This window comes from Pseudomonas umsongensis, assembly GCF_002236105.1.
GTDB lineage: Bacteria > Pseudomonadota > Gammaproteobacteria > Pseudomonadales > Pseudomonadaceae > Aquipseudomonas > Aquipseudomonas umsongensis.
This window is the reverse complement of the sequence record NZ_NIWU01000004.1, coordinates 407,179-434,010: the sequence shown is the minus strand read 5'-3', so window position 1 is coordinate 434,010 and position 26,832 is coordinate 407,179. Positions and strand designations below refer to the sequence as shown.

General features: G+C 59.2%; 23 protein-coding genes. 13 read left to right on the top strand and 10 right to left on the bottom strand.

What is annotated here, in order from left to right:
• Window positions 1-63: 63 nt before the first annotated feature.
• The 4 genes from PSUM_RS21705 to PSUM_RS21690 form a co-directional block, all read right to left on the bottom strand.
• Window positions 64-555, bottom strand: a complete 492-nt coding sequence (locus PSUM_RS21705; protein WP_020795780.1) for a glycine zipper domain-containing protein — start codon at window positions 553-555, stop codon at window positions 64-66.
• A 302-nt stretch (window positions 556-857) separates the two neighbouring features.
• Window positions 858-3,206: an FdhF/YdeP family oxidoreductase gene (locus tag PSUM_RS21700; protein WP_033044276.1), complete on the bottom strand. Its 2,349-nt coding sequence runs from the start codon at window positions 3,204-3,206 to the stop codon at window positions 858-860.
• Window positions 3,203-4,042 carry a formate dehydrogenase accessory sulfurtransferase FdhD gene (fdhD, locus tag PSUM_RS21695; RefSeq protein ID WP_033044278.1) on the bottom strand — a complete coding sequence of 280 codons (840 nt, stop codon included), beginning with the start codon at window positions 4,040-4,042 and terminating at the stop codon, window positions 3,203-3,205. Before fdhD ends, PSUM_RS21700 begins: the two co-directional genes overlap by 4 nt.
• 92 nt (window positions 4,043-4,134) lie before the next feature.
• Entirely contained in the window at window positions 4,135-5,022 is an 888-nt protein-coding gene (locus PSUM_RS21690) for a LysR family transcriptional regulator (protein WP_033044281.1), read from the bottom strand.
• A 129-nt stretch (window positions 5,023-5,151) separates the two neighbouring features.
• On the opposite strand from PSUM_RS21690, the gene lysM reads away from it, so the two are divergent.
• Window positions 5,152-5,601: a peptidoglycan-binding protein LysM gene (gene lysM, locus PSUM_RS21685; protein ID WP_020795775.1), complete on the top strand. Its 450-nt coding sequence runs from the start codon at window positions 5,152-5,154 to the stop codon at window positions 5,599-5,601.
• Window positions 5,602-5,701: 100 nt separating this feature from the next.
• Here lysM and yrfG read toward each other — a convergent pair whose 3' ends face one another.
• Window positions 5,702-6,364, bottom strand: a complete 663-nt coding sequence (yrfG, locus tag PSUM_RS21680; protein WP_083349995.1) for a GMP/IMP nucleotidase — start codon at window positions 6,362-6,364, stop codon at window positions 5,702-5,704.
• Window positions 6,365-6,454: 90 nt separating this feature from the next.
• Here yrfG and nudE point away from each other — a divergent pair, with 90 nt between their 5' ends.
• On the top strand, window positions 6,455-7,021 hold the full coding sequence (nudE, locus tag PSUM_RS21675; RefSeq protein ID WP_020795773.1) for an ADP compounds hydrolase NudE: 567 nt from the start codon (window positions 6,455-6,457) through the stop codon (window positions 7,019-7,021).
• Window positions 7,018-7,845 (top strand): 3'(2'),5'-bisphosphate nucleotidase CysQ, encoded by an 828-nt coding sequence (gene cysQ, locus PSUM_RS21670; RefSeq protein ID WP_020795772.1) that lies wholly within the window; start codon window positions 7,018-7,020, stop codon window positions 7,843-7,845. The genes nudE and cysQ overlap by 4 nt, the downstream gene beginning before the upstream one ends.
• 84 nt (window positions 7,846-7,929) lie before the next feature.
• On the opposite strand, the gene PSUM_RS21665 is transcribed toward cysQ, so the two are convergent.
• The 4 genes from PSUM_RS21665 to rfbC all read right to left on the bottom strand — a co-directional run bounded on the left by PSUM_RS21665 (window position 7,930) and on the right by rfbC (window position 12,258).
• On the bottom strand, window positions 7,930-8,385 hold the full coding sequence (locus PSUM_RS21665) for a YiiD C-terminal domain-containing protein (protein WP_020795771.1): 456 nt from the start codon (window positions 8,383-8,385) through the stop codon (window positions 7,930-7,932).
• A gap of 40 nt (window positions 8,386-8,425) precedes the next feature.
• A complete protein-coding gene (locus PSUM_RS21660; protein WP_020795770.1) occupies window positions 8,426-9,820 on the bottom strand; it encodes a sigma-54-dependent transcriptional regulator in 1,395 nt (464 codons plus the stop codon).
• On the bottom strand, window positions 9,817-11,625 hold the full coding sequence (locus PSUM_RS21655) for a sensor histidine kinase (RefSeq protein WP_033040185.1): 1,809 nt from the start codon (window positions 11,623-11,625) through the stop codon (window positions 9,817-9,819). Before PSUM_RS21655 ends, PSUM_RS21660 begins: the two co-directional genes overlap by 4 nt.
• An 87-nt stretch (window positions 11,626-11,712) precedes the next feature.
• Complete coding sequence (gene rfbC / locus PSUM_RS21650) at window positions 11,713-12,258, bottom strand: dTDP-4-dehydrorhamnose 3,5-epimerase (RefSeq protein ID WP_020795768.1); 546 nt, start codon at window positions 12,256-12,258, stop codon at window positions 11,713-11,715.
• A 186-nt stretch (window positions 12,259-12,444) separates the two neighbouring features.
• On the opposite strand from rfbC, the gene PSUM_RS21645 reads away from it, so the two are divergent.
• The 9 genes from PSUM_RS21645 (at window position 12,445) to PSUM_RS21605 (ending at window position 22,946) form a co-directional block, all read left to right on the top strand.
• A complete protein-coding gene (locus tag PSUM_RS21645) occupies window positions 12,445-15,357 on the top strand; it encodes an aminotransferase (RefSeq protein ID WP_083349996.1) in 2,913 nt (970 codons plus the stop codon).
• Window positions 15,358-15,630: 273 nt separating this feature from the next.
• Entirely contained in the window at window positions 15,631-16,509 is an 879-nt protein-coding gene (aguB, locus tag PSUM_RS21640; RefSeq protein ID WP_020795765.1) for an N-carbamoylputrescine amidase, read from the top strand.
• 5 nt (window positions 16,510-16,514) lie between these two features.
• Entirely contained in the window at window positions 16,515-17,621 is a 1,107-nt protein-coding gene (gene aguA / locus PSUM_RS21635; RefSeq protein WP_020795764.1) for an agmatine deiminase, read from the top strand.
• Window positions 17,622-17,866: 245 nt separating this feature from the next.
• Window positions 17,867-18,079 (top strand): hypothetical protein, encoded by a 213-nt coding sequence (locus PSUM_RS21630; protein WP_020795763.1) that lies wholly within the window; start codon window positions 17,867-17,869, stop codon window positions 18,077-18,079.
• A 354-nt stretch (window positions 18,080-18,433) separates the two neighbouring features.
• A complete protein-coding gene (locus PSUM_RS21625; protein WP_020795761.1) occupies window positions 18,434-19,720 on the top strand; it encodes an OprD family porin in 1,287 nt (428 codons plus the stop codon).
• Window positions 19,721-19,991: 271 nt separating this feature from the next.
• Window positions 19,992-21,116, top strand: coding sequence for a protein adenylyltransferase Fic (gene fic / locus PSUM_RS21620; RefSeq protein ID WP_083349997.1), 1,125 nt, complete (start codon window positions 19,992-19,994; stop codon window positions 21,114-21,116).
• 214 nt (window positions 21,117-21,330) lie between these two features.
• Window positions 21,331-21,549, top strand: coding sequence for a tautomerase family protein (locus PSUM_RS21615; RefSeq protein WP_020795759.1), 219 nt, complete (start codon window positions 21,331-21,333; stop codon window positions 21,547-21,549).
• Complete coding sequence (locus tag PSUM_RS21610; protein ID WP_083349998.1) at window positions 21,546-22,190, top strand: DsbA family oxidoreductase; 645 nt, start codon at window positions 21,546-21,548, stop codon at window positions 22,188-22,190. Before PSUM_RS21615 ends, PSUM_RS21610 begins: the two co-directional genes overlap by 4 nt.
• Window positions 22,191-22,235: 45 nt before the next feature.
• Entirely contained in the window at window positions 22,236-22,946 is a 711-nt protein-coding gene (locus PSUM_RS21605; RefSeq protein ID WP_020795757.1) for an SDR family NAD(P)-dependent oxidoreductase, read from the top strand.
• A gap of 113 nt (window positions 22,947-23,059) precedes the next feature.
• On the opposite strand, the gene PSUM_RS21600 is transcribed toward PSUM_RS21605, so the two are convergent.
• A complete protein-coding gene (locus tag PSUM_RS21600; RefSeq protein ID WP_033040011.1) occupies window positions 23,060-23,500 on the bottom strand; it encodes an Lrp/AsnC family transcriptional regulator in 441 nt (146 codons plus the stop codon).
• A 139-nt stretch (window positions 23,501-23,639) separates the two neighbouring features.
• Here PSUM_RS21600 and PSUM_RS21595 point away from each other — a divergent pair, with 139 nt between their 5' ends.
• The gene (locus tag PSUM_RS21595; RefSeq protein ID WP_083349999.1) at window positions 23,640-26,687 is read left to right on the top strand and encodes an aminotransferase class III-fold pyridoxal phosphate-dependent enzyme; all 3,048 of its coding nucleotides are present in this window, start codon (window positions 23,640-23,642) and stop codon (window positions 26,685-26,687) included.
• The last annotated feature ends 145 nt before the right edge of the window (window positions 26,688-26,832 follow it).

Sequence of the window (26,832 nt, the reverse complement as noted above, 5' to 3'; positions counted from 1 at the left end):
CCAGGCAAAAAAAATCGCAGCCCTCGGGCTGCGATTTTTATCTGTCAGTGAACCCTTTCGGGATCAGTGACGATGGCGGTAGTACTTGTGATGCTTGCGATGGCCATAGGCATGACCGCGACCTGGGTGGCCGTCACGGTAGTAACGACGATCATCATGACCACGGTAGCGACGATCATCGTCGTCATCATCATCGGCCTTGTTGCCCATGTAGTTGCCCAGCGCGCCACCGGCGCCGCCGCCTGCTGCGGAGCCGATCAGGCTGCCCGTGGTGCCGCCCATGCTGCGACCGACCACGTTACCGCCTGCTGCGCCCAACGCACCGCCAATGGCCGCTTCGCCACGGCTGCGTTTGTCTGCGCCAACTGCGCTACCACCCGCGCCACCCAGGGCCGCGCCGATAGTGGAACCTGTACTGCCGCCAAGCGATTGGCCGACGACTGAGCCCAAAACCCCGCCCAATGCGCCGCCCACACCTGCTTCGGTGGTGCCGCCAGCGGAGGCCATGCCACTGACCAGGCCAAGGGACAACAAGAGAATCGAGGAGAACTTCATGGAGGAACCTCAAGGGGATGACGACGCGATCCTGAGGCTGTGTAAGGGGTGTGACAATCGAAATCCGACGAGTAACACGACTTCAGCACATTTCTATAAGTTACTGTTTTTTGGGCGGAACTTAATGGTTTTTCGCCGGTCTTTTATTACTTCGGATAGGCCGTTTTCATGAGGAAACGGCCTTTTTTGTGGGCGTTTGGAAATTGTTTTGCCAGCGACACGGCTAAAAGATCGCAGCCTGCGGCAGCTCCTGCAGAGATCGGCGTAGGAGCTACCGAAGGCTGCGATCTTTTGATTTTGCTTTAAGCAGACTTTGCCATGATCAATCCGGTCTCACTCGCCGCTTCCAGCCGGATCGCCACGAACTTGGATGTCGGTGTATGGCTGCCATCCCCGGTGCTTTCCAACGGCACCAGCGGGTTCACTTCCGGATAGTACGCCGCTGCTTGCCCCGCTGGAATATCAAATGCCAGCAGCGTGAAGCCTTTCACCCGGCGCTCAAGTCCGTCATCCCAGATTGAAACGATATCGGCCTTCTGCCCCGGCTTGAAGCCCAGGCGAATGATGTCGGCTTCGTTGACAAACAGCACGTCACGCTGCCCCTTCACTCCGCGATAACGGTCATTGAGGCCATAGATCGTGGTGTTGTACTGATCGTGGGAGCGCATCGATTGCATGATCAGGTCCGGCAACACACCGGTAGCACGGGTGCGCTCATGCACCAGGTCCTTGGGCAACGCATTTGGGCGGAAATTGGCCCGGCCTGATGCAGTGTTCCACTTGCGCGCACCGGCGCTGTTGCCCAGGTAGAACCCGCCCGGGTTCTTGACTCTCTCGTTGAAGTCCTTGAAGCCGGGAATGGTATCGGCAATCAAGTCGCGGATGCGGCTGTAGTCTGCCACCAGCCAGTTCCAGTCCACTGGCTGGTTGCCCAGCGTGGCTGCCGCGATGCCTGCCAGGATCGCTGGCTCCGAACGCATCTGCTGCGAGAGCGGCTCCAGCTGGCCATTGGAGGCGTGGACCATGCTGAACGAGTCTTCGACGGTCACCGCTTGAGGACCTTGGGTTTGCCGGTCGATATCGGTCCGGCCCAGGCACGGCAGGATCAGGGCGTCTTTACCGTGAGTCAGGTGGCTGCGGTTGAGCTTGGTGCTGATCTGCACGGTCAGGTCGCAGTTACGCAGGGCCTGGAAGGTGCGCGGGCTGTCCGGAGTGGCTTGGGCGAAGTTGCCGCCCAGGCCGATGAAAACCTTGGCCCGACCTTCGGCCATGGCATGAATCGCCTCGACCACGTTGTGGCCGTTTTCGCGCGGCACCTTGAACTGGAAGCGTCGTTCAAGGGCATCGAGGAACGCCGTGGGTGGCCGTTCGTTGATGCCCATGGTCCGGTCGCCCTGCACGTTGCTGTGGCCACGCACCGGGCACAGGCCGGCGCCCGGCCGACCGATGTTGCCGCGCAGCAACATCAGGTTGGCGATTTCCTGGATGGTCGCTACCGAATGGCGATGCTGGGTGATCCCCATGGCCCAGCACATGATGACGTTCTTGCCCTTGGCGTACATGCGCGCCGCTTGCTCGATTTCCACCAGAGGCAGGCCGGATTGCTCGACGATCTGTTGCCATGGGGTGTCGTCGATGGTGGCCAGGTAGTCCAGGACATTGACACTGTGTTCATTGAGGAAGGCGTGATCGAACACCGCAGGCTCGCCCGCTTTCTGTGCGTCGCGCTCCCATTGCAGCAGGAATTTGGCCATGCCACGCATGATCGCCATGTCGCCGCCCAATGCCGGTCGGAAGAACGCGGTATTGGTCGGTTTGTCGCCGTTGGTAAGCATTTCAATCGCGTGTTGCGGGTGCTGGAAGCGTTCCAGGCCGCGCTCTTTAAGCGGGTTGATGCACACCACCTGGGCGCCGCGTTTCACTGCCTCTCGCAACGGTTCGAGCATCCGTGGATGGTTGGTGCCGGGGTTCTGGCCCCAGACGAAAATGGCATCGGCGTGTTCGAAATCGTCGAAGGTGACGGTGCCTTTGCCGACGCCGACACTTTGCGCCAATGCCACGCCGCTAGCCTCGTGGCACATGTTCGAACAATCAGGGAAGTTGTTGGTGCCGTAGGCGCGCACGAACAGCTGGTACAAAAAGGCTGCTTCGTTACTGGCCCGGCCCGAGGTGTAGAACTCGGCCTGATTCGGGCTCGACAAGCCGTTCAGATGTTTGGCGATCAGCGCAAAGGCGGCGTCCCAACTGATCGGCTTGTAGCGGTCGGTCTCTGCGTCATAGCTCATCGGCTCGGTCAGCCGACCCTGATACTCAAGCCAGTAGTCGCTTTGTTCGAGCAACGACGTGACGCTGTGCCTGGCGAAAAACTTGGCATCGACGCGGCGCTTGGTCGCTTCCCAGTTCACCGCCTTGGCGCCGTTCTCGCAGAACATCACCATGCCGCCTTCATTGGAATCGCCCCAGGCGCAACCGGGGCAGTCGAAGCCGCCGTTCTTGTTGGTCTTGAGCATCATGCGCAGGTTTTTCAGCGCGTTGTCGCTGGTCAACCAGGCCTGGGCGACACTGATCAGTGCGCCCCAGCCTCCGGCGGCGCCTTTGTATGGCTTGTATCGAGGAACGGGTGTCTGGTCGGCTTGACGGTGTTGACTCACGCTTGGTTCTCCAACGCTGGGCTGTAGACCCGCGGCGCATTCTTTTGTGGCAGATGAATGAGATTGAGGTTGTGGCGACGGGCCCATTGCACGGCGAGCCCGGTGGGCGACGATAGGCTGACCAGCGTCTGGATGCCGGCGCGCAAGACTTTCTGGATCAATTCGAGGCTGCATCGACTGGTGACAATCGCCAGTCCGCCAGCCGTCGAAATGTTTTGGCGGACCAAGCCGCCGATCAATTTATCCAGCGCGTTGTGCCGGCCGATATCTTCGCGACCCAGCAACAGTTGGCCTTGGTCGTTCATGAACACGGCCGCGTGCACCGCCCCGCAGTGTTGGCCAAGCGGCTGGAACGCGCCGATGCGCTGGCGCAGGCCCTCCAGCCATTCAGCCGGTGGCAGGGGCGCGCCGGGCAATACTTCGAGCTCGGGCAATGCCTGCTCCACCGCTTCAACACCGCAAAGGCCGCAACCGCTGGTACCGGCCAGCTGCCGACGCTGTTGCTTGAGGTTCCAGAACGCGCGATTGGCGATGGTCACCTGCGCGTACTGCGCTGAGCCCGAGCCGCTGAGTTGCAGGTCATAGATATCCGAGGCGTCCTGGATAATGCCGCTGCCCAGGCTGAAGCCGACGATGAAATCTTCAAGGTCGGTGGGCGTCACCAGCATCACCGCCTGGCTGATACCGTTAAAGGCAATCGCCAGCGCGACTTCCTCGGCCAGCGCGGTGCTGGCTGACTCCGTGTGCTCAAGGTTGCTGTAGCTGTAGGTGTGGCTGGCGGCGGGCGCAGGCGTTTCAAGGGCAGGCGCCGCGCAGGCTGGGCGCTTGGCGTTCATGGCATCACCGAGGGATTGATCAGCTTTAAGACTAGGCGCGGCAACTTGCCACGTCTAATCGCTATTACTGATCTGCCGATAGATGTCGTCGATCAAGCGCCGATCAATGATTGTTGATAAACCGCGAAACACGCTTCAGCCAAGGCCGAACGTGGCGCGCTGCGGCGCATGATCAGGCCCAGCCGGCCGAGGGTTTGGGCGTTTTCGATCGGTTGCAGGCGCAAATGCTCGGTCAGCCCTTCCAGTCCACCGTCCAACGGCATCACCGCGCAGCACAAGCCCCCATGCACAGCTTGTAACAGTTGATGCACGGCATCGGTCTGCAACAAAGGCTGTGGGTTGAGGCCGCGGCTATGGAAGTTGTGGTCGATGGATTGGCGAAAGTGCATGCCGCTGGTGAGCATGCCCAGCGGCAATTCGATCAACGATTCCCAGCTCAGCGGTGCTTCGCCAAAGGTAAAGAAGCGCTGATCGTAGAGCAGGCCCATGCGGGTTTCACTGAAGGCGAAGGAGTCAAAGCGTTCGGCATCCAGGCGTTCGAGGTAGGACACGCCGAGGTCCAGGCGATTGTTCGCCAGTTGTTCGAGGATCTGTTCGGAGCTCAGTGCCGAGAGTTCAAAGCGCAGGTTCGGGTGTTCTGCGTGCAGGCGCTGCAGCAGCGGCAACGGATCGAAGCTCGACAGCGGCACCACGCCCAGGCGCAAGGTGCCGACCAGATTGCCGCGACAGGCCGCCGCCTCGGCGTACAAGCCGTCATAGGCGGCCAAGACGGTGCGCGCCCAAGCCAGCACCCTCTCGCCAGGTGCAGTAAAGCCTTCAAAGCGCTGGCCGCGATTGACCAGCGGCAGATCGAGTTCCTCCTCGAGGCTGCGCAGACGCATGGACAGGGTCGGCTGGGTAATATGGCAGCGTGCGGCGGCTTGGCCGAAATGGCGGGTTTCATCCAGAGCGATGAGGAATTTCAGCTGCTTGATGTCCATCTTCGCTCCAGAGTGCGGGAAGGGGTCGATTCTAGCGCAAGCGGCGTCATTGGTCGGTTTGGATTGGCAAACGGCTGCCGTGGTCTAGGCTTTTACGTCTGGAACCCGAAACCCAAGGAGAGCGAAACGATGAGCCTGTTCAGTTTTCTCAAAGAAGCCGGTGAAAAAATCCTCGACGCGTTGACGCCGGACAAGGCTGAAGCCAATAGCGAGGCATTGACCAAGCATGTGCAGAGTGCGTTGACGGGGATCGATACTTCCAAGATTCAGGTGAAGGTCGAGGGCGATAAGGTCATCGCCAGCGGCGAAGCGAAGACGCAGGAAGAAAAGGAAAAAATTCTCCTGACGCTGGGCAACGTGGCGGGTGTCAGCGGTGTTGAAGACCAGATCACCGTGACCGGTCCAGTGGTCGTGGCCGCGAAGTTTGTCGTGGTCGAGAAGGGCGACACCTTGAGCGCCATTTCCCTGCGCGTGTACGGCAATGCCAACCTGTACAACAAAATCTTCGAAGCCAACAAACCGATGCTCAAGGATGTGAACAAGATCTATCCGGGGCAATCGTTGCGTATTCCTGAATAATGTGAGGCCCTGTAGGAGCTGCCGAAGGCTGCGATCTTTTGACTTTGATCTTTAAAAACAAGATCAAAAGATCGCAGCCTGCGGCAGCTCCTACAGGAAATCAAAGGCCGGTTATCAAATCCCGATAGTCCTCGACCGCCGCAAACTCCGCCGTGTCCTTGGGCCCTTTGCGGCTATCCGGCTCTTTCACCGCCAACAAATGCGCCACGCCGAACTCCCGGGCACTGCGCAGGATCGGCAGTGTGTCGTCGATAAACAGGCTGCGCGCCGGGTCGAAGTCGATGTCGGCCTGCAAGGCATCCCAGAACTGCGAGTTTTCCTTGGGGAAACCGTAATCGTGGGAGCTGATCAAACGCTCGAAATACGGCGCCAGCTCGATTCTTTCCAGCTTCAATGACAGCGAATCGCGATGCGCATTGGTGATCAGCACCACACGCTTGCCTGCACGCTTGATCGCCGCCAGGAAGATGTCCGCATCCGGGCGCAAGGCGATCAGATGAGCCGTTTCCAGTTTCAGCTCGCGCACGGGTAGTTTCAGTTCGGTACTCCAGAAATCCAGGCAGTACCACTGCAGCTGACCGGCATTGCGTTCAAATAACGGCTGCAGTTCCAGTTCGGCCATTGCCCGGCTCACCCCGTGCAGTTCGGCATAACGCTGGGGCAAGTGCTCCAGCCAGAAATGGTTGTCGAAGTGCAGGTCCAGCAGCGTGCCGTCCATGTCCAGCAGAACGGTATCGATGTCGTGCCAGGGCAGCAGGGACATAAAAACTTCTCCAACGGTAAAAAAAGGTATCCGGGGACAACAATCAGGATAGGCCGGGTATAGTAACCCGCTATCGCCCAGGAGCCGCTCATGCGCCAGAAACCCACCATCCTCGCCCGCGAGATTGTCGCCACCAGCCGTTTGTTCTGCGTCGAGGAGCTGAAGCTGCGTTTTTCCAATGGCGTGGAGCGCACCTATGAGCGATTGGTCGGCAAGGGCGCAGGCTATGGTGCCGTGATGATCGTGGCGATGCTCGATGCCGACCATGCCGTATTGGTCGAAGAGTACTGCGGCGGTACCGATGCATACGAATTATCCCTGCCTAAAGGCTTGATCGAGCCAGGCGAGGACGTTTTGGCGGCAGCCGAGCGCGAGCTCAAGGAAGAGGCAGGTTATGGGGCGCGACAGTTGGAACATCTGACCGAGCTGTCGTTGTCACCTGGTTACATGAGCCAGAAAATCCAGGTGGTGTTGGCCACTGACCTGTACGAAGAGCGCCTGGAAGGTGACGAGCCGGAGCCGATGGGCGTGGACAAGATCAACCTGCGCGAATTGTCGGCCCTGGCGCAGAACCCGAAGTTCACCGAAGGCCGTGCCTTGGCGGCGTTGTACCTGGCCCGTGACCTGCTGACCCAGCGCGGGGTGTTCCAGCCATGAATTTTCCCCATCCGTTGATGGCGCCGGTGGTCGAGCTGGCATTGAAGGCCGGCGAGGCGATCTTGCCGTTCTGGCGCGTCGGCACGGCCGTGACTGCCAAGACTGACGATTCACCCGTGACTGCCGCAGACATGGCTGCTCATCATCTGATTCTGGCCGGGCTGACGGCGCTTGATCCGAGTATTCCGGTGTTGTCCGAAGAAGACGCCAACATCCCGCAGAGTGTTCGCGCCAGTTGGCAGCGCTGGTGGTTGGTCGATCCGTTGGACGGGACCAAGGAATTCATCAGCGGCAGCGAAGAGTTCACCGTCAACATCGCGTTGATCGAGCAGGGGCGCGTGGTATTCGGCGTGGTGTCGATGCCGACTAACGGGCGTGTCTATGTCGGTGGTGCCGGTTTCGGCGCGTGGCGTTGCGATCAGGGGGGTACGCCCGTGGCGATTTCGGTGCGTGATGTACCGGGCCCCGGCCAATCGTTCACCGTGGTGGCCAGCCGTCGCCATTCCAGTCCACAGCAGGAACGCTTGCTGGCCGGATTGAGCGCCAGCCTGGGTGAACTGGAACTGGCCAGTATCGGCAGCTCCCTGAAATTCTGCCTGTTGGCCGAGGGGGCGGCGGATTGTTATCCGCGGCTGGCGCCGACTTCGCAGTGGGACACGGCGGCGGCGCAAGGCGTGCTGGAAGGGGCGGGTGGCGAGGTGCTGGATCTCAATGGCGCACCGTTCTGCTATCCGGCGCGGGAATCGCTGCTGAACGAATTTTTCCTCGCACTGCCGGCCAAGGCTGCATGGCGGGAGAAACTGTTGGCGCTGGCTCGAGATTAAAATCAAAAGATCGCAGCCTGCGGCAGCTCCTACGGGTATACACATAACCCCTGTAGGAGCTGCCGCAGGCTGCGATCTTTTGATTTACCGGTGCAACACGTATTGCCCGACAAACTTCACCGCATCCTCATCGCTACCCGCGTTCACCACCCGCGTGTGCAGGACCAGCCGCGCCCGTCCGTATCGCTGATACATCGCCAGGAATTTCTTCCACACCTGCGCACCCGGCGCCTGGCAAATGGCATGTGCATCCCCTGTCACCGGCAGCGGGTAGTGGATCTGCCCTTCCTGAATAACGATGTGTCCGTCGGTTATCCCTTCTTCTTTGAGGCGCAAATGCAGCCAGCCCCAACCGGCCAGTACCGCGCCACAATACAGGCTGCCACCGAACATGGTGCTCTTGTGATTGACGTTAGCGTCCAGCGGCAAGTACAGGCGCAGTTGTTGATCGTGCCAGTCGAGCACCTTCAGGCCCATGTCCCGGGTGAGGGGAATGTCGTGATGGAGGACGGATTCCAGTTGACGACTGTCGCGGCTCATTCAGGGGCCTCTTGTTTGCAGTGGATAAGTGGGCGGCGGCTCAATCGAGGTCGTCGCTATGGGTGGCGGTGCCACTATCGGCGAAGCTCAGGCCGTGCTTGCGCAATTTGTCATGCAAGGTCTTGCGTGGAATGCCGAGCGCTTCGGCGACGCTGCGCACTGAACTGTGCGAGCGCGCCAGTTCGGCGGCAATCAGGGTTTTTTCGAAGTTTTCCACTTGCTCGCTCAACCCGCCGCTGACCATTTCTACCGTCGTGCCAACCGTGCCTTGCACCTCATTGTTGTCCAGCGCCAGTTCCAGGCCCAGGGCGAAGCGTTCGGCAGCATTCTGCAGTTCGCGCACGTTGCCGGGCCAGGCGTGACGCAACAGCAGGGCGCGTTGTCCGGGTTGCAGTTCATGGGGCGGCAAGCCATGGCGGGCGCTGGCTTCATCGGCGAAATGCTGGAACAGCACCAGCGCGTCTTCACCGCGTTCGCGCAGCGGTGGAATGCGCAACGGCGCGACGTTCAGGCGATAGTACAAGTCGGCGCGGAATCGGCCTTGATCGGCGGCCTGGCGCAGGTCTTCCTTGGTGGCGGCGATGATGCGGATGTCCAGCGGGATCAGTTGATTGCCGCCCAGGCGTTCAACCACCCGCTCCTGCAGCAAGCGCAGCAATTTCACCTGGACGTCCAGGCTCATGCTTTCGATCTCATCGAGAAACAACGTGCCACCGTTGGCAAATTCGAACTTGCCGATGCGGCGTTTCTGCGCGCCCGTGAAAGCACCGGGCTCATGCCCGAACAACTCGCTTTCGACCACCGACTCGGCCAGCGCTCCGGCGTTGATCGCCACGAACGGACCACTGCGCCGACTCGACAGGTCATGCAAGGCTCGTGCAACCACTTCTTTACCGGCCCCGGTCTCGCCGAGGATCAGCACGTCTGCCCGAGTTGCCGCCAAGGCGCCGATTTGCTCGCGCAGACGCAGCATCGAGGGCGACTGCCCGACCAGGCGCGTGCTCAATTCATTGCGATCGCTCAGGGCCAGGCGCAGGCTGCGGTTGTCCAGCACCAGTCGGCGCAAGGCCAGGGCACGGCGCACGCTGTCGAGCAGCGCATCGCTGGCGAAGGGTTTTTCCAGAAAATCATAGGCACCGGCGCGCATGGCTTGCACCGCCAGCGGCACATCGCCGTGGCCGGTGATCAGCAGCACCGGCAGTTCCGGATCCTGGGCGTGGAGCTCGGTCAGCAGTTCGATGCCGTCCATGCCCGGCATGCGGATATCGCTGACGACCACGCCTGGCCAGTCGCGCTCCAGTTGTGCGGCCAGGCCCTTGGCTTCGGCCAGCGGCAGAATCTTCAGGCCGGCGAGGTCCAGGGTCTGGCTCAAGGCCTGGCGCAGGTGGGGATCGTCGTCGATCAACACGACCTGGATGCGGTTGTCGATGGTCATGCACTTCGGTCCTCGGACGGTTGCAGGCTCACACCCGGTGCGCCTGCGCGTAGCTTCAGGGTAATCAGGGCGCCGCCCTCCTTGTGGTTGGCGAACGACAGTTCGCCGCCGAAGGCGCGCATCAGGGTCTCGCATATCGCCAGCCCCAATCCAAGCCCTTGGGTACGGGTCTTGGTGGTGTAGAAGGGCTCGCTGGCGCGGCCCAGGGCCTCCAGGCAGAAACCGGGGCCGTTGTCGCGAATGTACAGGTTGACGCCTTCGCCCGTGGATTGGGCACTCAGCCAGAGTTTACGCGGCGGACCTTTTTCCGTCAGGGCATCGAGGGCGTTGGCCAGCAGGTTGCCCAGCACTTGGCGCAGCCGGGTTTCTCCGGCCTCGACCCACAACGTGGCGGCGGGCAAGTCGCGGATCAGTTCGACTTCCATACTGCGTCGACGCTTGGCCAACAAGGCCAGGGCATCGTCCAGCGCCGGCTGCAGGGCGACGCTTTCCGGAGCGTGGCGGTCGCGCCGGGCAAAGGCGCGCAGGTGAGCGATGATCGACGCCATGCGTCCGGTCAGTTCGCTGATCAGCTTTAGGTTGCCACGGGCATCGTCGGTGCGCTCGTGGTCGAGCAACACTTCGGCGTTTTCCGCGTAGCTGCGGATGGCTGCCAGCGGTTGGTTGAGCTCGTGGCTGATGCTCGCCGACATCGTTCCCAGCGCCGAGAGCTTGCCGGCCTGCACCAGGTCATCCTGGGCGCGAACCAGTTCTTGCTGGGCCTGCTCGCGCTCCAGCACTTCCTGTTTGAGTCGGCGGTTGAGGCCCTCAAGGTCGCTGGTACGTTCAGCCACCCGGCCTTCCAGTTCGCGCCGGGCCTTGGCTTCGAAGGCGATGCGTTCCAGGTAATGACGGCGGCGTTGCATCATCAGGCCGAGCAACAGCATCAACACCAGCAGCGTCGCGCCACCGATGGCGACTACCGTGCGCACCGGACGATCGATCAGGGTGCGCGGGGCGAGGATGCTGACGTTCCAGCCGGTTTCCGCGATCGGCTGAGTCTGGGTCAACCAGGCGTTGGGATTGAGCTTGAGCGGCTTGGGTTCGCGGGTGGGGTAGGGCTGGATCGCGGTGATGGCCTTGCGCTCTTCTTCGCTCAACTCACGGGTCGAACGAAAACGCCATTCCGGCCGCGAAGTGAGGATGACCACGCCGTTGTGATCGGTCAGCAGCAGTTGCTCCGGGGTTTTGCCCCATAGGCTTTCGGTGTGGTCGAGGTCGACCTTGACTACCAGCACGCCGATGATTTTTTCGCCCTCTCGCACGGCAGCGGCGAAGAAGTAGCCCCGTTTGGCGGACGTGGTGCCCAGCCCGAAAAATCGTCCGAGCCGCCCGGCCATGGCTTCGCTGAAGTACGGCCGGAAGGCAAAGTTGCGGCCGACGAAACTGTCGTGCTTGTCCCAGTTGGAGGCGGCCAGGGTCTTGCCCGTCGTGTCCATCAGGTACATGACTTCGGCGCCGGTCTGGGTGCTGATGTTCTTCAACAGGCGATTGGCGTTGCCCTGGGTGACACCATCGTCTGGCGCGCCAAGCACGGCGCGCAAGGCCGGCAGGTCGCCGAGGATCTGCGGCAGTACTTCATAACGATGCAGGGTGCCCAGCAGGTTGGCGACGTAGAGATCGAGGGTCTGGCGATTCTGCCCAGCCAATTCGCTGCGGTAATAGCGCTCGGCCAGGTGCTCCAGCGGCCACAGTAAGGGTGCTAGGCACAGTGCGAGCAGGGCCAGGCTGCGCCAGCGGGGTCTGCGGGGAAGGGTTGGAGTCATGAGCATCGAGCGCCTGTGGGTACAGGTGCATTATGCCTAGGCTTGCCGACACAGTCTGCGCACCTTGCGGCCGGTGCGAGCGGTGTGTCAGTCGAAGACGTCGGCGTCCTTGAAAAATGCCGCGGCCTGGTCCCTGGCCGACAGTTGCGGCGCAGTATCGAGCGGCCAGTCGATGGCCAGGTCGGGGTCGTCCCAGCGAATGCTGCGTTCGGCCGATGGGTTGTAGTACTCAGTGGTTTTGTACAAAACCTCGGCGAACTCACTCAACACCAGGAAACCGTGGGCGAAACCCTTGGGAATCCACAGTTGGCGATTGTTCTGCGCAGAAAGACGCACGGCTACCCACTGGCCGAAATGTGGCGAGCTGCGCCGCACATCAACAGCCACATCAAGGATTTCCCCGGCACAGACCCGAACCAGTTTGTCCTGGGTATTCTCAAGTTGGTAATGCAGCCCGCGCAGCACGCCTTTTTGCGAGCGCGAATGGTTGTCCTGAATGAATTGAGTGCTCAGGCCAGTGGCTTCCTTGAAAACCTTCGCATTGAAACTTTCGTAGAAAAAACCACGATCGTCACCGAAAACCTTGGGCTCGATGATCAAAACACCGGGCAGGTCGGTGGTCACAACATTCATGGGTTTCTCCAACGATGGGCATTGATGGTCGCCATTCTTGCCCAGAGTGCCTGTAAGGGCGAGTGTCGTGTGCTTTTTTCTTCGAAGTTGACCGATCCAGCCGCTTGCCAGCCGGCTGAAGGGGGGTTGCGTATCGCCCCGAGCAGTGGCGATATAGGCGCCTAATAAAATTTCAGGGGTCGTTGTATGCCGCTCGCCACGTTGATTCATCGCGCCAGTTTGCCCAGTCCGCAAGTCTCTGCCGAGCAAGCGCTTGAGCTTTTGCAGGCGCATTACGGGTTCGACGGAACGTTGCAGGCCCTTGGCAGCCAGCAGGATCTGAACTTTCGCGTCGACAGTGCTCAAGGGCGTTTTGTCCTGAAAATATGCCGGGGAGACTATTCGGCGCTGGAGTTGCAAGCCCAGCATGCCGGGCTCAAGCACCTGGCTGAGCATCCGGATGTGCACGTACCGCGTGTGATCGCGGCGAAAAACGGGGCGGACCTGTTGTCCCTGGAGGTCGCTGGCCAAGCGGTGCATGTGCGTTTGCTGGACTACATCGAGGGACAGTCCCTGACGCACCTCGAGCATTTCAATCGAACGGTGGTCGCCGGTTTCGGGCGGCTGTGCGGTGAAATGGACCTGGCACTGGCGGATTTTGAACATCCGGGGCTGGTGCGAACCCTGCAATGGGACGCGCGTCACGCCCACGCATTGATCGCGCATTTGTTGCCGGTGATCAAGGATGAAGCCCAGCGCCGACTGATCGTTGAAGCGTCCGAGCAGGCCGAGCGCCATTTGTTGCCGCTGCAAGACAAGTTGCCGGTGCAAGCCATTCACATGGACATCACCGACGATAACGTGGTGTGGCAGCGCGATGCGCAACGCCATTGGCAACTGCAAGGTGTGATCGATTTCGGCGACTTGATCCGTACCTGGCGCATAACCGACCTGTCGGTGACCTGTGCAGCATTGCTGCACCATGGTGAAGGTGATCCGTTCTGCATCTTGCCAGCGGTGCAGGCGTATCACGCGGTCAATCCGTTGCAGCATGAAGAGCTGCTGGCGCTGTGGCCGCTGATCGTCGCCCGCGCGGCGGTGTTGGTGCTCAGTGGTGAACAACAGGTGAGCATCGATCCGGGCAATACCTATAGCCGCGACAACCTGGTCCACGAATGGGAGATCTTCCGTGTGGCCACGTCGGTGCCATTGGCGCTGATGGAAGCGGCCATCCTGTCGGCTGTCGGGCAGAGCCTGCCGGGCATTGGCAGCGAAGGCTTCGCCCCGCTGCTGCCGAGCCTGGTGAGGCGTGAGTTTGCGTTGATCGACCTGGGCGTGCTCAGCCCGCATTTCGAGGCCGGTAACTGGGAGCAGGCAGGCATCGATCAACGCCTGTTGGATGAGGCCGCCGCTGTCCACGGCCTGGCGGCCAGTCGTTATGGGCAATACCGTTTGTCACGCACGCGCCCGGACACGGCCGGCGAGCCGGACACCTGCCCTCTGCACGTCGAATTGCGCGTACCCCATGGCACGACCGTCGAAGCGCCGTTCGCCGGGGTGGTGCACCAGCCGATGCCCGGGGTGCTGCAACTGGACGGTCCGCAACTGAGCGTGCGGCTGTGGGGTGTCACGCCATCGCTGCATAGCGGCGCGGCGCTGGTCAAGGGCCAGGTGCTGGGCTCGGTCAGCGGGCCGTTGATCGTGCAGCTGTGCCGAGGGGCTTCGTTCAGCGCGCCGTTGTTTTGCACACCTTCACGAGCCGCCGCATGGCAAGCGCTGTGCCCATCGCCCGCGATGCTTCTGGGGTTGGCTTGCGATGCGCAGGAGGAACTCGATTCACAGACCTTGCTGGCACGCCGCGGCGCCAGTTTCGCCCGCACGCAAAAACACTATTATGTCGACCCGCCGCGCATCGAACGCGGCTGGCGCAACCACCTGATCGACATGCAGGGCCGTTCTTACCTCGACATGCTCAACAACGTCGCGGTACTCGGCCACGGCCATCCGCGCATGGCGGCAGTCGCCAGCCGCCAGTGGTCGTTGCTCAACACCAACTCGCGGTTCAACTATGCCGCCGTGGCCGAGTTCTCCGAGCGCCTGCTGAAATTGGCGCCCGAGGGCATGGACCGGGTGTTCCTGGTCAACAGCGGCAGCGAGGCCAACGACCTGGCCATTCGCCTGGCATGGGCCTATAGCGGCGGGCGCGACATGCTCAGCGTGCTGGAGGCCTATCACGGCTGGACCGTAGGCGCGGATGCGGTATCGACTTCGATCGCCGACAACCCCAAGGCCTTGAGCAGCCGCCCGGACTGGGTGCACCCGGTGACCGCGCCGAACACCTATCGCGGTGAATTCCGCGGCCCTGACAGCGCGCCGGACTACGTGCGCAGCGTCGAACACAACCTGGCGAAAATCGCCGGGCAAAATCGTCAACTGGCCGGGTTCATTTGCGAACCGGTATACGGCAATGCCGGTGGCATCTCCCTGCCACCGGGTTATTTGCAGCAGGTTTACACAATGGTTCGTGCCCAGGGCGGCGTGTGCATCGCCGACGAAGTGCAAGTGGGTTATGGGCGCATGGGGCATTTCTTCTGGGGCTTTGAAGAGCAGGGCGTGGTCCCGGACATCATTACCATGGCCAAGGGCATGGGCAACGGCCAGCCACTGGGCGCGGTGATCACCCGCCGGGAAATCGCCGAAGCGCTGGAGGCCGAGGGGTATTTCTTTTCGTCCGCCGGTGGCAGCCCGGTCAGTTGCCAGATCGGCATGGCGGTGCTGGATGTGATGGAAGAGGAAAAACTCTGGGAAAACGCCCAGGTTGTTGGCGGGTACTTCAAGGAGCGGCTTGAAGCGCTGATCGATATTCATCCGTTGGTTGGCGCCGTGCACGGCTCCGGGTTCTATCTGGGGGTGGAATTGATCCGCAACCGTGAAACCCTGGAACCGGCCACCGAAGAAACCACCGCGCTGTGCGATCGCTTGCGAGAGCTGGGGATTTTCATGCAACCGACGGGCGATTACCTCAACGTGCTGAAGATCAAGCCGCCGATGGTCACTTCGCGCCAGAGCGTGGATTTCTTCGTGGACATGCTCTCGAAGGTGCTAAGCGAAGGACTGTAAGTATCACCGTTGATCCCCTGTAGGAGCTGCCGCAGGCTGCGATCTTTTGACTTTTTGGCGCCAGTAACGGCTTTGAAGATCAAAAGATCGCAGCCTGCGGCAGCTCCTACATGGGGTATGTGAAAGTCGATGGTTATCGGGTTTAAGTGATGTATTTAAGACGAAATGCGAACTAAACGCTTCAAAAGCCGATTTTTATCGGATATAAAGTCGCCAATGCCAGGGTGTGGATGAACCATGCCCGACCGTCACGCACTTGCCCGGAGATGCTTCATGAGCCGTAACGTTACTGTCGCTGCCACGCAAATGGCCTGTTCCTGGGACCTTGAAGGCAACATTGAGGTCGCTGAAAGACTGGTCCGTGAAGCCGCCGCCAAAGGCGCGCAAATCATCCTGATCCAGGAATTGTTCGAAGCGCCGTACTTCTGCCAGAAGCCGAATCCGGATTACCTGCAACTGGCGACAACGGTGGAAGATAACGTCGCCATCAAGCACTTCCAGAAAGTCGCCAAGGAGCTGCAAGTCGTGTTGCCGATCAGCTTCTACGAACTGGCGGGCCGTGCGCGGTTCAACAGCATCGCGATCATCGATGCCGACGGCAGCAACCTCGGGATTTATCGTAAAAGCCACATTCCGGATGGCCCTGGCTATCACGAGAAGTATTACTTCAACCCGGGCGATACCGGCTTCAAGGTGTGGAACACCCGCTACGCGAAAATCGGCGTGGGCATCTGCTGGGACCAGTGGTTCCCCGAGGCTGCGCGCAGCATGGCGCTGCAAGGCGCGGAAATCCTGTTCTACCCGACTGCCATCGGCAGCGAGCCCCACGACAAGACCATTTCGTCCCGTGATCACTGGCAACGCGTGCAACAGGGCCACGCCGGCGCTAACCTGATGCCGCTGATCGCCAGTAATCGCATCGGCAACGAAGAACAAGACGGCTACGACATTACCTTCTATGGTTCGTCGTTCATCGCCAACCAGTTCGGCGAGAAGGTGCAGGAACTCAACGAAACCGAAGAAGGCATCCTGGTTCACACCTTCGACCTCGACCAACTGGAACACATCCGTAGCGCGTGGGGCTCGTTCCGTGACCGTCGTCCGAACTTGTACGGCGCGCTGAAAACCCTCGACGGTACCCTGGAGTCCTGATCGACATGACCACTTTGAAAAGCACCCCTCGCGCAGACGGCTTCTACATGCCGGCCGAGTGGGCACCCCAGACCCAGACCTGGATGATCTGGCCTGAGCGCCCGGACAATTGGCGCCTGGGCGGCAAGCCTGCACAAGCCGCGCACGTCGCGGTGGCCAAGGCTATCGCCCGTTTTGAACCTGTCACCGTAGCGGTGTCCGCCGGCCAATACGAAAACGCCCGTGCACGCCTCGACGTTCCGAATATCCGCGTTGTCGAGATGTCCAGCGACGACGCCTGGGTTCGGGACACCGGCCCGACCTTCGTCATCAACAACAGCGGCGAAGTCCGGGGCGTGAACTGGGATTTCAACGCGTGGGGTGGTTTCGACGGCGGCCTGTATTCGCCGTGGAACCGCGACTCGCAAGTGGGCGGCAAGATCCTCGAAATCGAGCGCAGCCCACGTTATCGAACCGAGGGCTTCGTGCTCGAAGGCGGTTCGATCCATGTCGATGGCGAAGGCACACTGATCACCACTGAAGAATGCCTGCTCAACCGAAATCGCAATCCGCACCTGAACCGTGCAGAAATCGAAGCGGTACTGAAAGATAATCTGGCTGTGGATAAGATCATCTGGCTGCCGGACGGTCTGTTCAACGACGAAACCGATGGCCATGTGGATAACTTCTGCTGCTATGTGCGTCCGGGTGAAGTGCTGTTGGCCTGGACAGACGATCCACAGGACCCGAACTACCCACGCTGCCAGGCGGCCATGAAGGTGCTGCAAAATAGCACCGACGCCAAGGGCCGCCCGTTCACGGTGCACAAGATGCCGATTCCGGGGCCGCTGTATGCGACTGAGGAAGAATGTGACGGTGTCGATCCGGTCGACGGGACTCAGGAGCGCAACCCGAGCGTGCGTCTGGCCGGCTCTTACGTCAACTTCCTGATCGTCAACGGCGGCATCATTGCCCCGAGTTTCGATGACCCGCTGGATGGTCCGGCAAAAGAGATTTTGCAGACGTTGTTCCCGCAGCACGAAGTGGTCATGGTTCCAGGTCGTGAACTGTTACTGGGGGGCGGTAACATTCACTGCCTTACCCAACAGCAGCCAGCACCACACAAGGAATGAGTGCCCTCGTAACAGCTTGAGATAATTGCAAAAAAATCAGGCAAACGTTTTCGCGCACCGCCTGGTATAGAGCCCGCAGTCCTTCTGGTCGGCGGGCTTTTTTGTATCCGCTCGTCGACATTCCAGGCACCTTGGCATAGCTCTTGTATCGCTCATGGCGCAAAACAGGGAGGGGGAGAACTTAGTTGTTCTGTCATAAACCTTGGATAAGTTAGGCCGCTCGCAAACCAGGAGAGAGCGCTGAAATGAACGCCGATGTGAATGTGGTGAGCGACCGGGCGTTGCATCCCCTGGCGGTAAATGCTGAATCGCTCCAGACTCTGGCGAATTGGTTCAAGTCCAAAGGAACGCGTCAGACCACAAAAAGTGATCCGCGCCGGACGATGATCGAACGCTACCCCGCTGGTTTATTCAGCGAGGCAGAACTGGATGCGTTATGGGATGTGATGGAAGGATAAGAAGAAAAACAATGGATTGATAAAAGAAAAGCGCTGCCAGGATGGCAGCGCTTTTTTTGTGGGCGCAGGTTGCTTCACGCCGGACAACCGTTTGAGTTTTTCTGCCAAGGAACCTCACTTCTTAGACGAATTACGCCTATTTACAGACGATTCATGAAATTGACATATAGTTAACCCCGCAGCTACGATCCGGCCCAACGCCTGTGGCAGACCGCCATGACCGAAAAATAATAAAAAGGCCCGCCGCGACTGATCGTGGGCGGGCCTTTTTCTTTGCGGAATGAAATAAGAGTGCGATAGCGCCGTTTCAGCCGATCAACACAGCGCGTTTCAACCCGTAATAAGGAAAACAACATGTTGAACAAGCGAATCAGCCTGATCGCTCTGGGGATTTTGAGCGCTACGCAGGCCATGGCTAACGACCAGGCCGAATCCAAGGGCTTTGTTGAAGAAAGCAGCCTAAAAGTGCTGCTGCGCAACGCCTATATGAACCGTGACTACAAAGACGGCAACCCGGACAAGTCCGAGTGGGGCCAAGCGGCCATCGGTACGTTCTCGTCCGGCTTCACCCAAGGCACCATCGGTGTGGGTGTGGATGCCTTTGGTCTGTACGCGCTCAACCTGGAGCGCAATGAAGACCGTAGCGGCGCCCAAGGCATCGATTTTTTCAAAAAGGGTGCCAGCGGCGAACCGGCTGACGACCTGGCCAAAGCTGGCGCAGCGGTCAAATTCCGCCTGTCCAGCACAACGCTGACTTACGGCGACCAAATGCCGGTCCTGCCGGTACTGAGCTACGACAACGGTCGCCTGCTGCCGGAAAGCTACACCGGCACCCTGATCACCTCCAAGGAGATCAAGGGCCTGGAACTGAACGCCGGTCGCTTCACCGCCGAATCGCGCAAAAGCGCCGAAGGTCATGACAGCGGTGGCCTGAAGTCGATCAACGTGTTGGGTGGTAGCTACCAGTTCACCGAACAATTCAAGGCCGCGTTGTACGCCTCCGACGTCGAAGACGTGCTGAAGAAGCAATACGTGAACGCCAACTACGTGTTCCCGTTCGACAAGGATCAGTCCCTGACCCTGGACTTCAACGGCTATCGCACCAAGCTGGAAGATTCCTACGTTCGCGACAACAACATCACCGGCGACGACAACAAGATCTGGAGCCTGGCAGCCACCTTCGCCACCGGCCCACACTCGTTCACCCTCGCGCACCAGCGCAGCACCGGCGACAGCAACCTGGGCTACGCCTACGGCGGCTACCAGAAGGATCAAGGTCGCGTCGGTGACGGTGGCAACACCATCTACCTGGCCAACTCCTACTGGTCGGACTTCAACGCCGAAGACGAACGCAGCTGGCAACTGGGCTACGGCCTGGATTTCAGCACCTTCGGTGTACCGGGCCTGAGCTACAACTTCGCTTACGTACGCGGTGACAACATCACCACCTCCACCAGCGAAGGCGGTACCGAGCGCGAGATCTTCAACCAGTTCAAGTACGTCGTGCAAAGCGGCCCGGCCAAAGACCTGAGCATCAAGCTGCGCAGCTCCATCCTGCGCGTGTCGCAGAAGTCGAGCGAATACAACGTCAGCGGTAACGAAGTGCGGGTTTTCGTGGATTACCCGATCAACGTTTTCTGATGATGGGTTGTGTTATCGAGGCCTGATTCAAGGCCGAAAAGAAGAAGCCCCGACTGGTTCGGGGCTTTTTTTCGTGTGCTAAATGGGTCATGTCGTCAAAAGTCGATTTCGGGTACATGTGTTGTGAACGTGTCGCCCGCGGCGACATGTTCCGAGGACGTGTCGCAAAAAGTGGAAAAGTGCGACACGTTATGCCCTCATGTCTACACTGGCGACATGAGAGAGGTCAATCTCTGCTCAAAACACATACAAAATGATCAGGAACGCATCCATGACCGAACCGTTGCTGCCATGGCAGGCAGACAGGCCATACAACCAGCTTCCACTGCTGCCGCCGGGAGTCGAGCTGGAAACACGTGCAGTCCTCAAAAAATGTATTGAGGCACGCACGGCCTTGGCCGAGTTGAAGCAGGCAGCAGAGTTGATTCCTAACCAGACGGTTCTGATCAATACCATTCCGTTGCTCGAAGCCAAGGCTAGCTCGGAAATAGAAAGCATCGTCACCACCACGGATTTGCTGTTCCAGCATGCGCAAGACACGGAAAACCACGCAGACCCGGCCACCAAGGAGGCGCTGCGCTATCGAACGGCGCTGAGCCAAGGTTTCCAGTCCTTGGCTGAACGTCCGCTATCCACCAACACCGCCGTGGAAATCTGCCGTACGTTGAAGGGCGCGAAACTGGATATTCGCCGTACACCTGGCACGCAGCTCGCCAATGACCGGACCGGTGAGGTCATCTATACCCCGCCCGAAGGAGAAGAACACCTGCGCAACCTTCTCGCCAACTGGGAGCGCTTTCTGCACAACGAAACCGATCTCGATCCACTGGTTCGCATGGCGGTCGGGCATTATCAATTTGAGGCCATCCATCCTTTTGTCGACGGCAATGGTCGTACCGGGCGCGTCATCAATACTCTGTTTCTGATTCAGGAAGGCTTGCTGAACCTGCCGATTCTGTATCTCAGCCGCTACATCATTGCCCAGCGTGCCGATTACTATCGACTCTTGCTGGAGGTGACGACCCAGCAGGCGTGGGAGCCATGGCTGTTGTTCATGCTCAGTGCAGTAGAGGAAACCGCGCGTTGGACGACAGCCAAAATTGCCGCAATCCGCGCATTGTCCGAACACACCACTCAATTTGTGCGTGACCAAGTACCCAAAACCTACTCACGGGAGTTGTTGGACGTCATCTTCGAACAGCCCTACTGCCGCATCAGCAACGTGGTCGACAAGAAAGTTGCTCAACGACAGGCTGCTTCACGTCACCTGAAAGATCTGGTGACCATTGGTGTGTTAGAGGAGATTCAAGTGGGCAAGGAAAAGCTGTTTATCCATCCGAAACTGATGCAGTTGCTAAGCCGCGACAGTAATGAATTTAAACGTTACGCCGACTAACTCGCGAAAATGAAAAGCCCCGAATGATTCGGGGCTTTTTCTTCAGAACGAACGGAGAATATTCCCGGCGGAGCCTTCGTTGACGGAGGAACTTATTACGCCACGTAACTAATGATGTTCCAGCCCCCACCTTTATCCCCTCCAGCGAACTCCCTACATTGAGCTCCAACGCCTCTCCCATCATCCCGACGGGAAGGTCACTGGAGTTTCCCTCATGCCTTTCGTAAGCGTACGCATCACCCGCGATGGCGTTACCACTGAGCAGAAAGCTCAGGTGATCGCCGAGATCACTGAAACACTGGAACGCGTCCTCAACAAACGCCCTGACCTGACCCACATCGTGATCGAGGAAGTCGACACCGATAACTGGGGCTACGCCGGGATCACCACCACCCAGTACCGCAAGCAACTGGCGGACGAGGGGCAGTCATGACGCCTTCAGTCACCATCGATTTCGTCTCCGATGTGGTGTGCCCATGGTGCGCACTGGGGGCGACGGCGCTGGAGCAGGCGATCGAGAACGTGGCGGGTGAGGTTGCGGTCGAGCTGACCTACAAGCCTTTCGAGCTGAACCCGAACATGCCGGCCGAAGGTGAAAAAGCCGTAGAGCATTTGATGCGCAAATACGGCCGTACCGCCCAGGACGTCGCCAATGGCAAAGCAATGCAGATCGAACGCGGCAATGCCATCGGCTTCAAGTTCGACCTGGAGAAGCGCACCCACTTCTACAACACCTTCGACGCCCACCGGTTGTTGCTCTGGGCGCTGGAAGAAGGACGCCAGGTGGCACTGAAGAAGATCCTGCTTCGCGCTTACTTCAGCGAAGGCCAGAACCCGAGCGATCAGCAGACGCTGGTACGGCTGGCGGGTCAAGCCGGATTGGACGAGGACCGTGCACGCGAGGTGTTGGCGTCGGGCGCCTTTGCCAACGAGGTGCGTGAGCTTGAAGCGTTCTATCACCAGCACGGCATCAACTCGGTCCCGGCCCTGGTACTCAACGGCCGTCACCTGGTGTCCGGTTCGCAGTCGGTCGAGTACTACGAACAGATGTTGAGACAAATGGCGCAAGCCTGATTACCAAGTTGTTTTCAAACCATCATTTATGAGTAGAGGTTCATCATGAGCAATTCGAAAAAAGTCGTTGTCATCACTGGCGCATCCCAAGGTCTCGGCGACGGCATGGTCAAGGCCTTCCGCGAGCTCGGCTACCAGATCGTCGCGACCTCGCGCTCGATCAAGCCATCCACCGATCCAGACATCCTCACCGTGGCCGGCGACATCGGCGAGCCAGAGACTGCACAGCGCGTAATCCGTGAAGCGATCGCACGCTTCGGTCGTGTCGACACCCTGATCAACAACGCCGGGATCTTCATCGCCAAGCCGTTCACCCAGTACACCGCTGAAGACTACGCCAACGTGTTGTCGGTGAACGTCAACGGCTTCTTCTACATCACTCAGCTGGCTATTGCCGAGATGGAAAAACAAGGCAGCGGCCACGTGGTCAACATCACCACCAGCCTGGTGGACCACGCCATCGACGGCGTGCCATCGGTACTGGCCTCGCTGACCAAAGGTGGCCTGAACGCGGCAACCAAATCCCTGGCCATCGAATACGCCAAGCGCGGCATTCGGGTGAATGCTGTATCGCCTGGCATCATCAAGACCCCAATGCACGGCGAAGAAACCCACGCCGCACTGGGCGCTCTGCACCCGGTCGGGCACATGGGCGAGATCGATGACATCGCCAACGCGGTCGTGTACCTGGACGGCGCCAAGTTCGTCACTGGCGAAATCCTCCACGTTGATGGCGGGCAGAGCGCGGGTCACTAAGGTCTGGGTTTTCCAGACAGCAGAAACAACAAAGCCCTCGTATTGCTACGAGGGCTTTGTTTTTCGGCCAATATCAGGATGCAGTTTCTTTCACGACTTCGAACCAGTACGAATCAGGAAGTCTGCCGATCAATATCGCGTCGAAGCACGACAGCAGTGGTGATGTCTTCAACGGTTTCGTGGCTGGCTACTGCATCTCTGACCCGATTCAGATCATCGATCGTTCGCGATTCGATCTCGATGACCAGATCAAGCTGGCCACTGACCGAAGAGACGCGTCGTACCTGCGAGTTCTGGGCAAGCAGGTCCAGCAGGCTGATTGCGGGCGTGCGCTTGAGGCTAACGAGAAGGATCGCGCGAATCACATTGGCATCGATTTCGCCGATATCAGCCCGATAGCCTCGGATCACACCATTGCGCTCAAGGTTGATGACGCGCTCGCTGGTGGCGCTTCTTGAAAGTCCGATTCTCGCGGCAAGGGCCTTCAGGGCAATGCGAGCCTCTCTGGACAGGATTTCGAGTATTTCGCGATCTTTCGTGTCCAGGTCGCGCATCAGAACTCCCTAAATTTGCTACCGGATTTGTGCCGGTCGATTCCGACAATATGCAGGCCAAAGTCGACCGCATACCTACTGCCGTCCAAGGCTTCGCGTGCCAAGCTATCTGAAAAAAATGGCTTGGAAAACAATTACCATGACTAATCTTTCTCATCCCGCCCCCCAGTTCTCGACGGGGGATGCCGAAAAGCTCGGTGAACAGCTTTTCAACGTTATCGGTACGGCCACGCCACTGGACGGCGAACGAGACCGCAACTATCGGTTGAAGACAGGAACCGATGCGGGGTGGATCCTGAAAGTCGTCAACTCGACGGAACCGCGAATTGAAAGCGAGTTTCAGACGGCCATTCTCAGTCACCTTGCCAGTAACAGCCCCGAGCTTGCCGTGCCCTTTCTCAAGAAAAGCCGCGAGGGTGATTTTCTCGCCTCGGCGGTGTCAGCTTCTGGCGAAACCCATGCGGTTCGCCTGGTCAGCTGGTTGCAAGGAACGCCGCTTGCCGAGGTCGAGCGTACGTTCGAATTGATGCGTAGCCTCGGTCAGTCTTTCGGTGATGTGGATCGTGCACTCCAGGGTTTCATGCATGCGGGCGCGGTACGTGATCTCGACTGGGATTTGCGTCACGCCGCACGTTCGCGCTCACGTCTGCATTTCGTGAAAGACACTGGCAAAAGAGCAATTCTGCAACGGTTCATTGATACGTTCGAAAAAACGGTTCAACCCAAGCTCGCGCGTTTGCGCACTCAAGTCATTCACAATGATGGCAATGACTGGAACATCCTCGTCGACTCCGGGAACCATCAGAAAGTCTCAGGCATCATCGATTTCGGCGATGCGGTCCATACGATCCTGATTGCCGAAGTTGCCATCACCTGTGCTTATTCCATTCTCGACATGGAAGATCCAATTGGCGCGGCCGCCGCCCTCACGGCCGGTTTCCATGAGAAATACCCTCTGCATCCGGAGGAGGTCGACGTCCTCTTCAATCTCATAGCGATGCGTCTGGTCACGAGCGTCACCTTGTCGGCATCGCGATACGGCCAGGCGCAAGACAATCCCTACCTTGCCATCAGCGAAGCGCCGGCCTGGCGCCTGCTGGAGAGGATGGATCGCATGAACCCTCGACTGGCGACGGCAATCTTGCGCAAAGCCTGTGGTTATGACGCGATCGAAGGCGCTGGCGCGGTTCGCTGCTGGGTAGTGGAAAACAGTAAGTCTTTCGCGGATATCGTGCGTCCATCGGCTGCGACCATGAACAAAGCGATTGCTCCGTTCGGCGATGCTTCGCACGTGATGACGATTGCCTCAGCCGAGCAGCGACCAGCGCAGGCAACCCAGTGGTGGAATGAGTTTTCCACCGCGCACAAGGTGCCGCTTGGCATTGGACCATGGGGCGAGGAAAGAACCATCTACACCGACGCGGCATTCGAATCGCGGTTCATTGAAGGGCAGCGTCGGATCATTCACGTCGGTGTCGATTTGATCATGCCCGCCGGCACGCCTCTCTATACACCTGTTGCAGGTGTGGTGCAGAGCGTCGAGGTCGAGCGCGAGCCGCTTGGCTATGGGGGCTTGATCATGCTCAAGCACTCACCAGAAGGCTGCCCACCCTTCCTGACACTTTGGGGGCACATGGCTCATGAAGCGCTGGCGCGCCTCAAACCCGGCGACCACCTTGAGGCTGGCGCGCTTGTCGGATACATGGGCGCAGATGCGGAAAACGGTGGGTGGATTCCCCATGTGCATTTTCAGATGTCCACCGACACCGGATTGAAAGCCAGCGAGTTCATTGGCGTAGGTGAGCGGGCTTATCTAGATGTATGGGCCGACCTTTTTCCCGATGCATCGACTCTCGCGGGAATTCCTCCGGAAACCTACAGCCAGGACGGCCGCACCAAGGCAGAGATCGTTGCCAAGCGTAAGGAACTGTTGCTTCCAAACTTGTCGATTTCCTATTCAGATCCGATCAAGTTCGTTCGCGGTGACGGGGTTTGGTTGATCGATAACTTTGGAAGAGCGTATCTGGATTGCTTCAATAACGTGTGCCATCTCGGCCACTCCCATCCAGATGTGGTGCAAGCGCTTTCACGGCAGGCTGCGCGCCTGAACACCAACACGCGATACCTGCACGATAATATCGTGGAGTACGCAGAGCGGCTCACCGCTACGTTACCTGAAGGTTTGGCGGTCGCTTCCTTCGGCTGTTCAGGCAGTGAAGCAAACAGCCTGATGCTTCGTATGGCGCGCAATCACACGGGGCGTAACGACGCCATTGTGCTGGATTGGGCGTACCACGGCACGACACAGGAGCTGATCGACCTCAGCCCTTACAAATATAAGCGCAAGGCCGGTAAAGGGCGTGCAGACCATGTGTTCGAGGCGGCTGTCCCGGATGCTTACCGAGCTGCGCAAGACTGGCCGTTCGAGGAACTTGGCAAGCGATTCGCTGAAAGTGTGGCGGATCAGATCGAGATCATGCGCAAGCAAGGCAGATCCCCAGCTTTCTTTTTGGCGGAGTCCATTCCAAGTGTCGCCGGGCAATTGTTCTTCCCGCAAAACTACTTGAAAGAAGTTTACGCAATGGTTCGGGCAGAGGGCGGTCTTTGCCTGGCTGACGAAGTCCAGGTCGGCTTTGGTCGAGTCGGTAGCCACTGGTGGGCATTTGAAACCCAAGGCGTCGTTCCCGATGCAGTTTCCATGGGCAAACCCATTGGTAACGGACATCCCATGTCCGCAGTCGTGACCACGCGTGAGATTGCCGACAGCTTCAACAATGGCATGGAGTATTTCAATACTTTTGCCGGCAGTCCGGTTTCCTGTGCGGTAGGGCTTTCTGTGCTCGATGTAATTGAGCGCGATAACTTGAAACTCAACGCACTAACCATGGGTAACTATCTGCTCGACGGCTTCCGAAAATTGCAGCAGCGATACGATGCAATTGGCGATGTGCGCGGGCTGGGTCTTTTTCTGGGGATAGAACTTGTCACCGATCGCAAGACGAAAACTCCAGCCACTGCGCTGGCCAAAAAAGTAGCCGACGGTGCCAGGGAACGAGGTGTTTTGATCGGTACTGAAGGCCCTTATGACAATGTCCTGAAAATGCGTCCGTCGATGATTTTCAGTCAGAAGAATGCGGACTTTCTACTTGAAGTCCTGGACGAAAGCTTCAAGGCCGCACTGCAGTAAGCCGTTTAGGTCGGTGGCTTGCGACCAGGGGCACTTGCTCAGTCTCGTCGCACGCTGTCTTCCCGGCATAGTGTCGGTCAACTCCGGCAATGTGTCAGGCAGGCTGGCACCTTGCCGGGTGCTTTCCAGAATTGCCTGTGCAAAG